At 37.3% G+C, this 16,472-nt stretch carries 9 protein-coding genes and 2 pseudogenes; 10 read left to right on the forward strand and 1 reads right to left on the reverse strand.

Annotated elements, in window-relative coordinates; translation table 11 throughout:
• Window positions 1-16 precede the first annotated feature (16 nt).
• Window positions 17-304 carry a DUF3270 domain-containing protein gene (locus SPPN_RS04040; RefSeq protein WP_001111517.1) on the reverse strand — a complete coding sequence of 96 codons (288 nt, stop codon included), beginning with the start codon at window positions 302-304 and terminating at the stop codon, window positions 17-19.
• A gap of 139 nt (window positions 305-443) precedes the next feature.
• On the opposite strand from SPPN_RS04040, the gene SPPN_RS04045 reads away from it, so the two are divergent.
• The 10 genes and pseudogenes from SPPN_RS04045 to SPPN_RS13150 form a co-directional block, all read left to right on the forward strand.
• Window positions 444-1,373 carry a peptidase U32 family protein gene (locus SPPN_RS04045; RefSeq protein ID WP_014017228.1) on the forward strand — a complete coding sequence of 310 codons (930 nt, stop codon included), beginning with the start codon at window positions 444-446 and terminating at the stop codon, window positions 1,371-1,373.
• 198 nt (window positions 1,374-1,571) lie between these two features.
• Window positions 1,572-4,022, forward strand: a complete 2,451-nt coding sequence (locus SPPN_RS04050) for a bifunctional DnaQ family exonuclease/ATP-dependent helicase (protein WP_000848728.1) — start codon at window positions 1,572-1,574, stop codon at window positions 4,020-4,022.
• 36 nt (window positions 4,023-4,058) lie between these two features.
• On the forward strand, window positions 4,059-5,282 hold the full coding sequence (locus tag SPPN_RS04055; RefSeq protein WP_000830665.1) for an FtsW/RodA/SpoVE family cell cycle protein: 1,224 nt from the start codon (window positions 4,059-4,061) through the stop codon (window positions 5,280-5,282).
• Window positions 5,283-5,292: 10 nt separating this feature from the next.
• Window positions 5,293-5,847, forward strand: a complete 555-nt coding sequence (locus tag SPPN_RS04060) for a DJ-1 family glyoxalase III (protein WP_000241411.1) — start codon at window positions 5,293-5,295, stop codon at window positions 5,845-5,847.
• A gap of 84 nt (window positions 5,848-5,931) precedes the next feature.
• Window positions 5,932-6,495, forward strand: a complete 564-nt coding sequence (locus SPPN_RS04065; protein WP_014017229.1) for an HAD family hydrolase — start codon at window positions 5,932-5,934, stop codon at window positions 6,493-6,495.
• Window positions 6,496-6,509: 14 nt separating this feature from the next.
• Window positions 6,510-8,456 carry a DNA topoisomerase (ATP-hydrolyzing) subunit B gene (gene gyrB / locus SPPN_RS04070; protein WP_000134037.1) on the forward strand — a complete coding sequence of 649 codons (1,947 nt, stop codon included), beginning with the start codon at window positions 6,510-6,512 and terminating at the stop codon, window positions 8,454-8,456.
• Window positions 8,457-8,537: 81 nt separating this feature from the next.
• Window positions 8,538-10,265, forward strand: coding sequence for a septation ring formation regulator EzrA (gene ezrA, locus SPPN_RS04075; protein WP_000064832.1), 1,728 nt, complete (start codon window positions 8,538-8,540; stop codon window positions 10,263-10,265).
• 191 nt (window positions 10,266-10,456) lie between these two features.
• Window positions 10,457-10,666, forward strand: a pseudogene (locus SPPN_RS04080) (IS66 family transposase); the annotation flags it as partial.
• Between the two features lie 469 nt (window positions 10,667-11,135).
• The gene (locus SPPN_RS04085) at window positions 11,136-15,929 is read left to right on the forward strand and encodes a S8 family serine peptidase (RefSeq protein ID WP_000502033.1); all 4,794 of its coding nucleotides are present in this window, start codon (window positions 11,136-11,138) and stop codon (window positions 15,927-15,929) included.
• A gap of 255 nt (window positions 15,930-16,184) precedes the next feature.
• Window positions 16,185-16,400: pseudogene (locus SPPN_RS13150) on the forward strand (transposase); the annotation flags it as partial.
• Window positions 16,401-16,472 lie beyond the last annotated feature (72 nt).

The raw sequence follows: 16,472 nt of genomic DNA on the forward strand, positions 1-16,472 counted from the left end.
CCAGACTCTTTTGGATTTATTTTCTACGTTTTCGTTTGATAATAGACCGTTGAACTTTTAAAACAAGTAAGCTGGATCCGATTGCTGAGGCAAAGGCAAGAGCAGTTGATAATTTTAATGCTAAAAAGATAAAACTAAAGATAGCAATACAGATACAAAAAACAGCGATATTAACAAAAAATAAAATTTCTTTGAGATTGCTATCAGCTTGTGCTTCAGGTGTATAAGCTTGATAATGAGGAAGTTGTTGGTTTAATTCTTCTTGATAGTCTACCTCATAGGATTGTAATTTTCTTGCGGGCATGATTCTCTCCTTAACAGTACATACCTATTTTATCATTTTTTCAGCAGAGAATTATTACAGAAAGGTTACAAAAAGAATAAAGTCCCTTTTCATTTTCAAAGCATGGCTGATTTTGGAGAAATGTGGTATAATTTTTCTTATGGAAAAGATTGTCATTACAGCAACTGCTGAAAGTATTGAACAAGTCGAACAACTACTCGAAGCTGGCGTAGACCGTATCTATGTCGGTGAGAAAGATTTTGGCCTTCGTCTGCCAACGACCTTTAGTTATGACCAATTACGTGAAATCGCTAAGTTGGTTCATGATGCTGGTAAGGAATTGATCGTTGCGGTCAATGCTCTCATGCACCAAGATATGATGGACCGTATCAAGCCTTTCCTTGATTTCTTGGAAGAAATTAAGACAGACTACATTACGATTGGGGATGCAGGTGTCTTTTACGTAGTCAACCGCGATGGTTACTCCTTTAAGACTATCTACGATGCTTCAACTATGGTGACAAGCAGTCGTCAGATTAACTTCTGGGGACAAAAGGCTGGCGCATCTGAAGCTGTTTTGGCGCGTGAAATTCCATCGGCTGAACTCTTCAAAATGCCAGAGATTTTGGAAATTCCTGCTGAAGTTTTGGTTTACGGTGCCAGTGTCATCCATCATTCTAAACGTCCGCTCTTGCAAAATTACTATAACTTTACACATATCGATGATGAAAAGACTCGCAAGCGTGACTTTTTCTTGTCTGAGCCAAGTGATCCTGAGAGTCACTATTCCATTTTTGAAGACAATCATAGGACCCACATCTTTGCCAACAATGACCTTGATTTGATGATCAAATTAACAGAATTGGTAGAGCATGGTTTTACTCACTGGAAGCTAGAAGGGCTCTACACTCCTGGTCAGAACTTTGTTGAGATTGTAAAACTCTTTATCCAAGCTCGTAGCTTGATCCAAGAGGGTAACTTTAGCCATGACCAAGCCTTCTTGCTGGATGAAGAAGTGCGTAAACTTCACCCTAAAAACCGTTTCCTTGATACAGGATTTTATGACTACGATCCTGACATGGTTAAATAAAGTAAATGATTCGTTGAGAGAAGGAAGATTTAAAATTTCTTCTCTCAATTTTTTGTATTTCTTCACTATTTTAAAAAAATCAGCAGGCTAGGATGCTCTATTTGATGGGATTTTTCAGGCAAGTAACCTTTTTGAGTTTGAAAATTATCCTATGTTTGCAGGTGCCAAATAGCCCTTTTTTTGGTATAATTTTTTATAATGAAAACGATTGGTAATCGCTATGTTGTGGTGGATTTAGAGGCAACTAGCACAGGTAGTAAGGCTAAAATTATTCAAGTGGGAATTGTCGTGATTGAGGACGGAAAAATCGTCGATCACTATACGACGGATATCAATCCACATGAACCCTTGGATGCTCATATCAAAGAACTGACAGGATTGACAGACCAACGTCTGGCGCAAGCACCTGATTTTTCGCAAGTTGCTAGAAAAATCTTTGACTTGGTGGAGGATGGGATTTTTGTAGCCCACAATGTTCAGTTTGATGCCAATCTTTTGGCGGAAAATTTATTTTTTGAAGGTTATGAGCTAAGAAATCCTCGTGTTGATACGGTCGAATTGTCCCAGGTCTTTTTCCCTGAACTGGAAAAATATAGCTTGCCTATTTTGTGCCGGGAATTAGGAATTCCTCTAAAACACGCTCACACAGCCCTTTCAGATGCCCAAGCTACAGCGGAATTACTTCTTTTTTTACGAGAAAAGATGGCACAACTTCCTAAAGGACTCTTGGAACGCTTGCTGGAAATGGCTGACGCCCTCCTATATGAGTCCTACCTGGTTATTGAAGAAATTTATCGCAGCCAATCTATTCTGAGTTCTTCAGATTTGGTCCAAGTTCAAGGACTGTATTTCAAGAAAACTGCAGATCCCATGGAGTCACGAAAACTATCTCAAGATTTTTCTAAAAATATTTCTCTGTTGAATCTTGAAGTGAGGGAGGAGCAAGAAAATTTTGCTAAAGAGGTTGGCTTGCTATTGAAAGATGAGCCTGTATCATTAATTCAAGCGCCGACTGGGATTGGGAAAACTTATGGCTATCTCTTACCCGCTTTATCTCAAGCCAAAGAGCATCAGATTGTCCTTAGCGTTCCGACAAAGATTCTTCAAAATCAAATCATGGAAGAAGAAGGTAAACGTCTCAAGGAAGTGTTCCATATAGATATTCATAGTTTAAAGGGGCCTCAAAATTATTTGAAGTTGGATGCCTTTTATCGTTCCTTGCAGGAAAATGATGAAAATCGCTTATTTAGACGCTTTAAAATGCAAGTCTTGGTCTGGCTGACAGAGACAGAGACAGGAGATTTGGATGAAATTGGTCAACTCTACCGTTACCAACATTTTCTAACAGATCTTCGTCATGACGGGAATTTATCATCTCAAAGCTTATTTGTGACGGAAGATTTTTGGAAACGTAGTCAAGAAAGAGCACAAACCTGCAAGCTTTTAGTGACCAATCATGCCTATCTTGTAACCAGACTTGAAGATAATCCTGAATTTGTCAGTGACCGTTTACTGATTATCGATGAAGTTCAAAAAGTTTTGTTGGCTTTAGAAAATCTGCTTCAAGAGACCTACGATATCCAGTATATTATTGATTTAGTTGATAAGGCCTTACTGGAGGAGCAAAATAAGGTCCAGCAACGAATACTAGAAAGTATTCGCTTTGAGTGCTTCTACTTGATAGAACAATTTCAGTCTGGTAAATCTAGGAAAAATATCTTAGATTCTCTAGCCAATCTCCATCAGTATTTTTTAGAATTAGAAGTAGAAGGTTTTGAGGAACTGGTTCGCTATTTTACAGCTGACCGAGATTACTGGCTTGAAGCAATTGAAACGAGTCAAAAGAAAATTCAAATTTCTTCTACAAAATCTGGCCGTATTCTTCTGTCCTCTTTAATACCTGAGAGTTGTCAAGTCTTGGGAGTATCGGCTACTCTTGAGATTAGTCAGAGAGTTTCTTTGGCCGACCTTTTAGGCTATCCTGAAGCCAAATTTGTCAAGATTGAAGCTCGTAGAAAACAGGACCAAGAAGTGGTCTTGGTCAAAGATTTCCCTCTGGTGACAGAAACTTCCTTAGAAGTCTATGCCAAAGAGGTAGCTGATTTACTAGTGGAAATTCAAGCTTTCCAGCAACCGATTTTGGTTCTCTTTACCGCTAAAGATATGCTTCTAGCAGTTTCAGACATACTTCCTGTAAGCCATCTGGCCCAGTATAAAAATGGAGATGTTCATCAGCTAAAGAAGCGCTTTGAAAAAGGAGAACAACAAATCTTGCTTGGTGCAGCAAGTTTCTGGGAGGGAGTTGATTTTTCAAGTCATCCTTTTGTGATTCAAGTTGTACCAAGACTTCCTTTCCAAAATCCCCAAGAGCCCTTGACGAAAAAGATCAATCAGGAACTAATTCAAGAAGGGAAAAATGCCTTTTATGATTATCAATTGCCAATGGCCATTATTCGTTTAAAACAGGCTTTGGGAAGAAGTATGAGACGCGAACACCAACGTTCCTTAACTCTTATTTTGGATAGGAGAATTGTCGGAAAGCGATATGGCAAACAAATAGTAGCATCTCTAGCAAAAGAAGCGACTGTTAAAACCATCTCTCGATCCGAAGTTGATGAGGCTATTGATAGATTTTTTAATGAACTTTGATAAATAGTATTGTATGAAAGTATAAGGTTAGTGTATATGAAACGTTCTCTCGACTCCAGAGTCGATTATAGTTTGCTATTGCCAGTATTTTTTCTACTGGTTATTGGCGTGGTGGCTATCTATATAGCTGTTAGTCATGATTATCCAAATAATATTTTGCCCATTTTAGGGCAGCAGGTCGCATGGATTGCCTTGGGGCTTGTGATTGGTTTTGTGGTCATGCTCTTTAATACAGAATTTCTTTGGAAAGTGACCCCCTTTCTATATATTTTAGGCTTGGGACTTATGGTCTTACCGATCGTCTTTTATAATCCAAGCTTAGTTGCATCAACAGGTGCCAAAAACTGGGTATCGGTAAATGGTGTTACCTTGTTCCAGCCGTCAGAATTTATGAAGATATCCTATATCCTCATGTTGGCTCGTGTGATTGTCCAGTTTACCAAAAAACATAAGGAATGGAAACGCACAGTTCCGCTGGACTTCTTGTTGATTTTCTGGATGATTCTCTTTACCATTCCAGTCCTAGTTCTTTTGGCACTTCAAAGTGACTTGGGGACGGCTTTGGTTTTTGTAGCCATTTTCTCAGGAATCGTTTTATTATCAGGGGTTTCTTGGAAAATTATTATTCCAGTATTTGTGACTGCTGTAACAGGAGTTGCTGGTTTCTTAGTTATCTTTCTTAGCAAGGATGGACGAGCTTTTCTTCACCAGATTGGAATGCCGACCTACCAAATCAATCGGATTTTGGCTTGGCTCAATCCCTTTGAGTTTGCCCAAACAACGACTTATCAGCAGGCTCAAGGGCAGATTGCCATTGGGAGTGGTGGCTTATTCGGCCAAGGTTTTAATACTTCAAATCTGCTTATTCCAGTTCGTGAGTCAGATATGATTTTCACGGTCATTGCAGAAGATTTTGGCTTTATTGGCTCTGTCCTGGTTATTGTCCTTTACCTCATGTTGATTTACCGTATGTTGAAGATTACTCTCAAATCAAATAACCAGTTCTACACCTATATTTCCACTGGTTTGATTATGATGTTGCTCTTCCACATTTTTGAAAATATCGGTGCTGTAACGGGCTTGCTTCCTTTGACCGGGATTCCACTGCCTTTCATTTCGCAAGGGGGATCAGCTATTATCAGTAATTTAATTGGTGTTGGCTTGCTTTTATCGATGAGTTACCAGACTAATCTAGCTGAAGAAAAGAGTGGAAAAGTCCGATTCAAGCGGAAAAAGGTTGTATTAAAACAAATCAAATAAGGAGAAAATCATGGTAAAAGTAGCAGTTATGTTAGCTCAGGGCTTTGAAGAAATTGAAGCTTTGACAGTTGTAGATGTCTTGCGTCGTTCAAATATTACTTGTGATATGGTTGGTTTTGAAAAGCAAGTAACGGGTTCGCATGCAATCCAAGTAAGAGCAAATCATGTCTTTGATGGAGATTTATCAGACTATGACATGATTGTTCTTCCTGGCGGTATGCCTGGTTCTGCACATTTGCGCGATAATCAGGCCTTGATTCAAGAGTTGCAAAGATTCGAGCAAGAAGGGAAGAAACTAGCAGCCATTTGTGCGGCACCAATTGCCCTCAACCAAGCAGGGCTATTGAAAAACAAGCAGTACACTTGTTATGATGGTGTTCAAGAGCAAATCCTTGATGGTCACTACGTCAAGGAAACAGTAGTGGTAGATGGTCACTTGACAACCAGTCGAGGTCCCTCGACAGCCCTTGCCTTTGCCTACGAGTTGGTAGAGCAACTAGGAGGAGACGCAGAGACTTTACGAACAGGAATGCTCTATCGAGATGTCTTTGGTAAAAATCAGTAAAACGGGAGTTATTCTCTCGTTTTTTATGTGGAAAAATCAGGGAAATCATCGCTTTTTTCATAAAAAAATGCTATAATGAAGGGTATGAAATATCACGATTATATCTGGGATTTAGGTGGAACTTTACTGGATAATTATGAAATTTCAACAGCTGCATTTGTTGAAACATTGGCACTGTATGGCATTATACAAGACCATGACAGTGTCTATCAAGCTTTAAAGGTTTCTACTGATTTGGCGATTGAGACATTCGCTCCCAATTTAGAGAATTTTTTAGAAAAGTACAAGGAAAATGAAGCCAGAGAGCTTGAACACCCGATTTTATTTGAAGGAGTTTTTGACCTATTGGAAGACATTTCAAATCAAGGTGGCCGTCATTTTTTGGTCTCTCATCGAAATAATCAGGTTTTGGAAATTTTAGAAAAAACCTCTATAGCAGCTTATTTTACAGAAGTGGTGACTTCTAGCTCAGGCTTTAAGAGAAAGCCAAATCCCGAGTCCGTGCTTTATTTAAGAAAAAAGTATCAGATTAGCTCAGGTCTTGTCATTGGTGATCGACCGATTGATATCGAAGCAGGTCAAGCTGCAGGACTTGATACCCACTTGTTTACCAGTATCGTGAATTTAAGACAAGTATTAGACATATAAGAAAAAGGAATAAGATGACAGAAGAAATCAAAAATCTGCAGGCACAGGATTATGATGCCAGTCAAATTCAAGTTTTAGAGGGCTTAGAGGCTGTTCGTATGCGTCCAGGAATGTATATCGGGTCAACTTCAAAAGAAGGTCTTCACCATCTAGTCTGGGAAATTGTTGATAACTCAATTGATGAGGCCCTGGCAGGATTTGCCAGCCATATTCAAGTTTTTATTGAGCCAGATGATTCGATTACTGTTGTCGATGATGGGCGTGGTATCCCAGTCGATATTCAGGAAAAAACAGGCCGTCCTGCTGTTGAGACCGTCTTTACAGTCCTTCACGCTGGAGGAAAGTTCGGCGGTGGCGGATACAAGGTTTCAGGTGGTCTTCACGGAGTAGGGTCATCAGTCGTTAATGCCCTTTCAACTCAATTAGACGTTCATGTTCACAAAAATGGTAAGATTCATTACCAAGAATACCGTCGTGGTCATGTTGTCGCAGATCTTGAAATAGTTGGAGATACGGATAAAACAGGAACAACTGTTCACTTCACACCGGACCCAAAAATCTTCACTGAAACAACAATCTTTGATTTTGATAAATTAAATAAACGGATTCAAGAGTTGGCCTTTCTAAATCGCGGTCTTCAAATTTCAATTACAGATAAGCGTGAAGGTTTGGAACAAACCAAGCATTATCATTATGAAGGTGGGATTGCTAGTTACGTTGAATATATAAACGAGAACAAGGATGTAATCTTTGATACACCAATCTATACAGACGGTGAGATGGATGATATCACAGTTGAGGTAGCCATGCAGTACACAACTGGTTACCATGAAAATGTCATGAGTTTCGCCAATAATATTCATACCCATGAAGGTGGAACGCATGAACAAGGTTTCCGTACAGCCTTGACACGTGTTATCAACGATTATGCTCGTAAGAATAAGTTACTGAAAGACAATGAAGATAATTTAACTGGGGAAGATGTCCGCGAAGGATTAACTGCAGTTATCTCAGTTAAACACCCAAATCCACAGTTTGAAGGACAAACCAAGACCAAATTGGGAAATAGCGAAGTGGTCAAGATTACCAATCGCCTCTTCAGTGAAGCCTTCTCCGATTTCCTCATGGAAAATCCACAGATTGCCAAGCGTATCGTGGAAAAAGGGATTTTGGCTGCCAAGGCTCGTGTGGCTGCCAAGCGTGCGCGTGAAGTCACTCGTAAAAAATCTGGTTTGGAAATTTCCAACCTTCCAGGGAAACTAGCAGACTGTTCTTCTAACAATCCTGCTGAAACAGAACTCTTCATCGTCGAAGGAGACTCAGCTGGTGGATCAGCCAAATCTGGTCGTAATCGTGAGTTTCAGGCTATCCTTCCAATTCGCGGTAAGATTTTGAACGTTGAAAAAGCTAGCATGGATAAGATTCTTGCTAACGAAGAGATTCGTAGTCTATTTACAGCGATGGGAACAGGGTTTGGCGCAGAATTTGATGTTTCGAAAGCCCGTTACCAAAAACTCGTTTTGATGACTGATGCCGATGTCGATGGAGCCCACATTCGTACCCTTCTTTTAACCTTGATTTATCGTTATATGAAACCAATCCTAGAAGCTGGTTATGTTTATATTGCCCAACCACCAATCTATGGTGTCAAGGTTGGAAGCGAGATTAAAGAATATATCCAGCCGGGTGCAGATCAAGAAATCAAACTCCAAGAAGCTTTAGCCCGTTATAGTGAAGGTCGTACCAAACCGACTATTCAGCGTTATAAGGGGCTAGGTGAAATGGACGATCATCAGCTGTGGGAAACAACCATGGATCCCGAACATCGCTTGATGGCTAGAGTTTCTGTAGATGATGCTGCAGAAGCAGATAAAATCTTTGATATGTTGATGGGGGATCGAGTAGAGCCTCGTCGTGAGTTTATCGAAGAAAATGCTGTCTATAGTACACTTGATGTCTAAAAAATAGGGAGAAGTAGTTCCCTTGGTCTAAAAAATATGATATAATCGTTACGATTGTTTCAAGTAAAAAAGGAGTTTGATATGTCTAATGGACAACTAATTTATTTAATGGTTGCAATTGCAGTCATTTTAGTTCTGGCTTATGTAGTGGCAATCTTTCTACGTAAGCGAAACGAGGGGAGATTAGAGGCGCTAGAAGAAAGAAAAGAAGAACTATACAATCTTCCAGTAAATGATGAAGTGGAAGCTGTAAAAAATATGCACTTGATTGGACAAAGTCAAGTGGCTTTCCGTGAATGGAATCAAAAATGGGTCGATTTATCTCTCAACTCTTTTGCCGATATTGAAAATAATCTCTTTGAAGCAGAAGGCTATAACCATTCATTTCGTTTTCTCAAGGCCAGTCATCAAATTGACCAAATTGAGAGTCAAATTACTTTGATTGAAGAAGATATTGCTGAAATTCGCAATGCTTTGGCAGACTTAGAGAAGCAAGAATCTAAAAATAGTGGTCGTGTTCTTCATGCTTTGGATTTATTTGAGGAACTTCAGCATAGAGTTGCTGAAAATTCAGAACAGTATGGTCAAGCCTTGGATGAAATTGAAAAACAATTAGAAAATATCCAATCTGAATTTTCACAATTTGTAACCTTGAATTCATCGGGTGACCCTGTGGAAGCTGCTGTGATTTTGGATAATGCTGAAAATCATATCTTGGCTTTGACACATATCGTTGATCGTATACCAGCAATTGTAACAACATTATCTAAAGAGCTACCAGATCAACTAGAAGATTTAGAAGATGGTTATCGTAAGCTCTTAGATGCTAATTATCATTTTGTTGAAACGGATATTGAAGCACGTTTCCACTTGCTTTATGAAGCATTCAAGAAAAACCAAGAGAATATTCGTCAGTTGGAATTGGATAATGCCGAATATGAGAATGGACAGGCACAAGAGGAAATCAATGCCTTGTATAATATTTTTACTCGAGAAATTGCTGCTCAGAAAGTAGTGGAAAATCTACTTGCAACTCTTCCAACTTACCTTCAACATATGAAAGAGAATAATACTTTATTGGGAGAAGATATTGCACGTTTGAACAAGACCTATTTACTTCCTGAGACAGTTGCAAGCCATGTTCGTCGTATTCAGACAGAATTAGAGAGTTTTGAGGCAGCTATTGTTGAGGTAACTTCAAATCAAGAAGAGCCAACCCAAGCTTATTCAGTTCTTGAAGAAAATCTTGAGGATTTACAAACTCAACTAAAAGATATTGAAGATGAGCAAATTTCAGTTAGTGAGCGCCTGACACAAATTGAGAAAGATGATATTAATGCACGTCAAAAGGCCAATGTTTATGTCAATCGTCTCCATACTATCAAGCGATACATGGAAAAACGCAATCTGCCAGGTATTCCACAAACTTTCTTGAAGTTATTCTTTACGGCAAGCAATAATACCGAGGATTTAATGGTTGAGTTAGAACAAAAAATGATTAACATTGAATCTGTTACCCGAGTTCTTGAAATTGCAACGAATGATATGGAAGCTTTAGAAACGGAAACTTATAATATTGTACAATATGCAACTTTGACAGAGCAACTCTTGCAATATTCTAACCGCTATCGCTCATTTGATGAACGCATTCAAGAAGCATTTAACGAAGCTTTAGATATTTTTGAAAAAGAATTTGATTATCACGCTTCATTTGACAAGATTTCTCAAGCATTGGAAGTGGCAGAGCCTGGTGTAACCAATCGCTTTGTTACCTCATATGAGAAAACACGTGAAACGATTCGTTTTTAAAAAGCTTAGTTCATTCTAAGCTTTTTTCTTTACTCAAAAGCCATGAGTTTACTTATTTATCATTGAAATTAATGCTTGGTTTTGATATTATTTAAATATGAAGAAAGATAGAACAAAGCGTGGTAGTCACGCTAAAATGGGACGGAGTAAAAGAGTCCAGTGGACTCTTTTAGCCTAAGCTAAATTTTAAAAAGCGAGGGTGGTTGTTTTCTCAAAGTTTTGAAGGAGCTAAAGCAAGAGCTATTATTATGAGCTTGTTGGAAACAGCTAAACGTCATCAATTACATAGCGAGAAATATCTATCCTATCTTCTAGAATGTCTTCCAAACGAGGAAACTCTCGTAAACAAAGAGGTTTTAGAGGCTTATTTACCATGGACTAAAGTTGTACAAGAAAGGTGAAAATAAGAAATCTCCAGATTAGGAACTATCGCTAAGTTCACTAATCTGGAGATTTTTCAATAGACTTCGTTATTGTACGGTTACGTTTGTCACAGTTCCTGAAATGCTTAATTCACGATTATAGTAAAATGAAATAAGAATAGGACAAATCGATCAGGACAGTCAAATCGATTTCTAACAATGTTTTAGAAGTAGAGGTGTACTATTCTAGTTTCAATCTACTATAAAAGCACATGAACTATTCTATGACCGTGATTAGTAAGGTTTTTGCTTAATGAGTAATTGAATGGAAAGTAATTATTTAATAAAGAAATTTAGTCTTGTATTAATCGAGATTAAATTTCTTTATGTTTAAATTACATGAGAAGAGTGATTAATATTACAATTTTGTTACAAAATAAGTTTTTGATAGAATTTTCAGATAATTTAGGATATAATACTTTTAATTTAAATAAAAAGGAGTGATTTTATGGGAGACTGCAAAGATTTTTGTCATAAAAAGTACCAAATAGCAACGATTTTTCTGCTATCGGTCTTTGCATGCAGATTTGCTTCAGTACAGGTTAGTGCTGCTGAGGGGAAATTTGAAACATCCAATCAAGTTACACATGCAGTAATAATTAATAAATTAGATGATTCAAATAAGCTCGCACCGTCAGTCACGGCTGACAAGAATGCTCTAGATTCTTCTTCAAAGGAAAAAACAGAAGCGACAGCGTCAGTAAAACAAGATGATTCTATAGAATATAGAGATAATAAGTCAGACAAGAATGTAATCACACAGAAAGAAAAGACTGCTATAAAAAGTGAAGAGAAGAAGGAAGAATCAGCAGTAGAAAGAAGTTCTTCTTCCGAAAGTTCACAATCACAGTCGTTATCTCAAAGTGGACATAAAGAAAAGCCAAATAGTATCTCCAGTAATGAAATGATTACTGTCCCTAAAACATGGGAAGCAGGACACAAAGGGCAAGGAACTGTAGTCGCTGTTATAGATTCAGGCCTTGATTTGAATCATGAAGTTCTGCGTATTTCTGATCCGTCAAAGGCGAAATTTAAAAATCAGGATGATATCGAAAAAGCTAAAAAAGCTGCCGGTATTGACTATGGAAAATGGTACAGTGACAAGGTAGTATATGCTTATGATTACTTTGATGGAACTGATAATATAAAAGAGGCTGAAAAAGAGTCTCATGGAATGCACGTTACTGGTATTGTAGCTGGAAATCCAGTTAATAAAGCCCCGAATTCTGAGAAGGTTTATGGGGTGGCGCCAGAAGCTCAAATTATGTTTATGAGAGTTTTTTCAGATAGAGATAAAACTACAGCCTCTGCCCTCTATGTAAAAGCCGTTGATGACGCAGTTGCGTTAGGTGCGGATGTGATCAATATGAGTTTGGGTGCAGGTGCGGGTTCAACTGTAGATGCGGGTTCAGATATTATTGAAGCAGTAAAAAGAGCACGCACTAAAGGAGTATCTGTTGTTATTGCTGCTGGTAATAGCAATACTTTCGGTAGAGGTTTTTCACAACCATTAGCAGAAAATCCTGATTATGGTCTCGTCGGAAATCCCTCTACAGTAGAAGATTCAATTTCTGTTGCTTCGATTAATAATAAAATTCTAACTACTGAAGTCTTTGAAGTAAAAGGTTTAGAAAATGACGCTACCCTTGATTATGGTAAGTTTGATTTTAATAGACCTGAAACAGAAAAAGATTTTGAAAAAGGGAAAGAATACGAATATGTAGCAACGGGTATTGGTCGTGAAGAAGATTTTGCTAATATTGATGTAAGAGGTAAGTTAGCACTGATTCAACGTGGTAAAATCCATTTCTCTGATAAGATTAAAAATGCTCTTCAACACGGTGCAGCTGGAGTTTTAATTTATAACAACGTTGAAGGTGCAAATGTTAGTATGTCTGTTACAGGTGATGCTAAGAAAATCCCATCTGTCTTTATTTCAAAATATTATGGTGAAATTCTTAAGTCTGGTCAGTATAAAATTGTCTTTAATCACAAGATGGATAATCGTAAATCAGATGTTGCAGACCAATTGTCAGATTTTTCAAGTTGGGGAGTTACAACAGATGGACAATTGAAACCAGATGTTACTGCACCTGGTGGAAATATCTATTCATCATTTAACGACAATAGTTATGGAAGTATAAGTGGAACAAGTATGGCGGCCCCTCATGTAGCTGGTGTCGCAGCATTAGTCAAAGAATATTTAGCAAAGAAACATCCTGAATTATCAGCTAGTCAAATTTCAGAGATTGTAAAAGCTTTAATTATGTCTACTGCAAAACCACATTTTAATAAACAAACTGGAGCCTATACTTCTCCACGTCACCAAGGTGCTGGCGTAGTTGACACGATGGCGGCAACAAGCACAGATCTATTTGTAACAGGTGCAAATAATTATCCAAGTGTTACTCTTGGTAATGTTGGTGATAAATTTACCTTTGAAGTTACAATTCATAATATTTCGGATAAAGACCGAACATTGAAGATGATTGTAAATACAAATACGGACGAAGTTGAAGAAGGAAAATTCACTCTCCGTCCACGAAAACTAACTGAAACAGTTTGGCCCGAAGTAACTGTGAAAGCTCATAGTACGAAGACAGTAACAGTTAGTGTAGATACAAGTAAGTTTACTGAAGAACTTAGCAAAATAATGCCAAATGGTTATTTTCTAGAAGGATTTGTTAGATTTGTCAATCCTGCAGATGATGGTTCTGTTATTGGTTTACCATTTATGGGATTTAAGGGAGAATTCCAAAATCTACCTGCAATTGAAAAACCAATTTATCAATTGATTAAGGAAGGAAACAGTGGATTTTACTCTGAAATTGATAAAGATAATCCAGGAATTTCACCTTCAGACGATGTAACTTATTTAACAAGTTCTGAAAATGATGTAAATGTTTTAAAAGCAGAGCGTCAAGGAAATCGAGTGACTGTACTCGGAGTGAAACAAGATGATGAAGGAAAATACCATCTTCAATTAGATGAAAAGGGTAATGTTCGCCTTGCTATCTCGCCGAACGATGATGGTAATAAAGATTCTGTTCAATTTAAAACTCTTGTCTATAGAAACTTGGTAAATCTTCGTGCAACTGTTTATGATTCTTCGGATACAACACACAGTCAGCCTATTTGGCAAAGTCGTCCAACAGACCTTGTGAAAAATTATTTTGATGGCGATACTAGAAATCCAAGAAGTTACATTGTAGATAAAACAGCTTGGGGAGGACAGGATTCTAATGGAAATCGAGTCTCTGATGGAATTTATGACTATGTTATTAGTTATAAGCCAGATGTCCCTGGAGCTGAAGAACAATACACAATATTTAAAATTCAAATCGATACACAAAAACCTCTGATTACTTCGGGATATATTCGTTCTCAAAAAAATCAAGAACAATTTATAGCTCGTAAACCTCAGGATGTCGGAAATGGCGGAATTCTTCTAGAAAAAGTCTTTTATATTCGTCCTTCTGAAAATAGAGAGGCGGCAGATTCAGAAATCGAACAGTATCAGATTATCAAACAAAATGAAGATGGTAGTTATACACTTCCTAAGAACATTGATAAATCGAAAATCTTCTATTATGTGGAAGACTTTGCGGGAAATGTAGATTTTATATCTCTCAAAGATCTTGTAGGTGAAGAAAATAGTGGTCGTGTAAAAATTGCTATACTAAACAATAAAACCAATGATGAGATTGATACAACTTATGTTTATCGCATTAAAAATAGCGAAGGTCAATATGTAACCGTTGATAAGTCAAAAGATACTAATTTCTTGAAATTTGGGCATTATGTTGCAGAAATTTTTAGCTATGATCGTACAGAGTTGAAATTTGTGAGTGCTCTATCTAAGGAATTTGATTTAACGAAAGAAAATAGTTTTCAAACTATTACCTTCTTGGCTAACAAAATGAAATATGCCCCAGTAACGGTTGGCTTTAATCAAGCTGTTCCTGGAACTACAATGATTACTTTAGTAGGTGAAGACGGTCAGAGTCAAGTCTTGCCAGCTGAAACATATGGTAAACATTCTTATGGTAAGAAAGTGGTTACTGGTGAATATAAAGTTCTTGTAAATCTGTCAAACGGTTATGAATTACTTGATAATCTTCAACCATTTAAAGTTCTGTTTGGTAAAAATAATGTTTTGTCACTTTCAGTTGTTTCTAAGTTAGCTCTGATTGCAGCTTTAAATAAACAAATGGAAGTAGTTAAAACTCCAAGATATTATAATACAAAACAGAATTTAAAAGAGATGTTTGAGCAAAGTGTCAAAGATGCGCAACTAGCATTGGGAAGTAAACTTAACCAAGATAAAATTGACCAAATTGTTAAGGCTTTAGAGTCTGCTATGCAAACATTGGATGGTAAGGAATCTGATATCACATCATTGAAGAATGCCATTAAAGCATATGCTGAGACAGTTAAAAAAGGTAAATATATAAATTCTGATCAAGAACGCAAAGGTCAATATGATCGTGAATTTAAACTCTTGGCATTATTAATTACAAAAGATTTGATAACTCAAGATGAAATTGACCGTCTGTTGACCACTTTCTTGCAAGCTCAAGACCAGCTGAATGGGAAAGAAACAGATTTTATGAGCCTAAAGAATGTTATCGAGGATGAAGTGAAGTTCCAAGAAAAAGATCCAAGATTTTTGACAGCTAGCAAAGAGGAGAAAGATGCATATCATCTTATTTTCAACAAAGCTAAGCTACTTTTGGAAAATGCAGAAGCTAGTCAAGAAGAAATTAATGAAGTAATCAAAGCTCTAAAAGAAACGGTTGTAAAACTTAAGGCTAATAAAGTAGAGATTCCAACCAAACCAGTTGTACCAGTTAAGCCGGTTGATCCAACTAAAGCAGTTGCACCAGTTAATCCAGTTATTCCAGCTAAACCAGTTGTAACGATCAAGCCAGTTTCTCAAGTGCAACCTGTTAAATTAGTAAGTCAAAATAGACAAGTCTCAACTATTAAGCCTTCAATTAGCAATGATAAAATTGAGAAAGCTACATCAATTACAATACATCATTCCAATATAGAAGCTAAGCATGAGAATAAAACACTAGCTGGAAGTGATCAACAAGTGCTTTTAGCTACAGTCATCAAAGAAGGAAAACAGTTACCAGCCACTGGTGAGAATAACATGATTTCTATTATGCTAAGTATTTCTGGAATTTCTCTCTTGTTGTCAGTTATTGGACTTGTAACTTTTTCAAAAAGTGAGTAGAGAATACAAGCTAAATTCCCAAAGTAAGTTCCACCGCTAGTAGAATTGGAAGTTAGTCTGAGAAAAATCATAAAAACCAGTGGAATTCCGTGTCAGGGTAAGTTCCACTGGTTTTACTCATGCTTGATTTCTATAGTAGTATCGTGAGCAAAAGGATTCAAATTATAGTATAGTTGCTTAGTTTCAAACAAGCATGTTATAATAAAGCTATGGCATATAGTACAGATTTTAAACAGCGAGCATTAGATTCCGGGCAATGCTAGTTTTCATACCAAGAACATTTTGGATGAACTCTGCATCCAAGATAAACACTTTTTCTTACCTCTACCACCTTATTCACCAGATTTGAATCCTATTGAGCAAGCATGGGCTATCTTGAAAAAGAAAGTGACGGATTTATTAAGGGAAGTTCCAACTATTTTTGAATGTTTGGAATGCTTTTTAAAACTAAATGACTATAAAATGAAATAAGAATAGGACAAATCGATCAGGACAGTCAAACCGATTTCTAACAATGTTTTAGAAGTAGAGGTGTACTATTAT

This window comes from Streptococcus pseudopneumoniae IS7493, assembly GCF_000221985.1.
GTDB lineage: Bacteria > Bacillota > Bacilli > Lactobacillales > Streptococcaceae > Streptococcus > Streptococcus pseudopneumoniae.

What these genes read in the sequence shown, in the direction of transcription:
- SPPN_RS04040 (WP_001111517.1), bottom strand. Translation starts at nt 304, where the DNA reads ATGCCCGCAAGAAAATTACAATCCTATGAGGTAGACTATCAAGAAGAA.
- SPPN_RS04045 (WP_014017228.1), top strand. Translation starts at nt 444, where the DNA reads ATGGAAAAGATTGTCATTACAGCAACTGCTGAAAGTATTGAACAAGTC.
- SPPN_RS04050 (WP_000848728.1), top strand. Translation starts at nt 1,572, where the DNA reads ATGAAAACGATTGGTAATCGCTATGTTGTGGTGGATTTAGAGGCAACT.
- SPPN_RS04055 (WP_000830665.1), top strand. Translation starts at nt 4,059, where the DNA reads ATGAAACGTTCTCTCGACTCCAGAGTCGATTATAGTTTGCTATTGCCA.
- SPPN_RS04060 (WP_000241411.1), top strand. Translation starts at nt 5,293, where the DNA reads ATGGTAAAAGTAGCAGTTATGTTAGCTCAGGGCTTTGAAGAAATTGAA.
- SPPN_RS04065 (WP_014017229.1), top strand. Translation starts at nt 5,932, where the DNA reads ATGAAATATCACGATTATATCTGGGATTTAGGTGGAACTTTACTGGAT.
- gyrB (WP_000134037.1), top strand. Translation starts at nt 6,510, where the DNA reads ATGACAGAAGAAATCAAAAATCTGCAGGCACAGGATTATGATGCCAGT.
- ezrA (WP_000064832.1), top strand. Translation starts at nt 8,538, where the DNA reads ATGTCTAATGGACAACTAATTTATTTAATGGTTGCAATTGCAGTCATT.
- SPPN_RS04085 (WP_000502033.1), top strand. Translation starts at nt 11,136, where the DNA reads ATGGGAGACTGCAAAGATTTTTGTCATAAAAAGTACCAAATAGCAACG.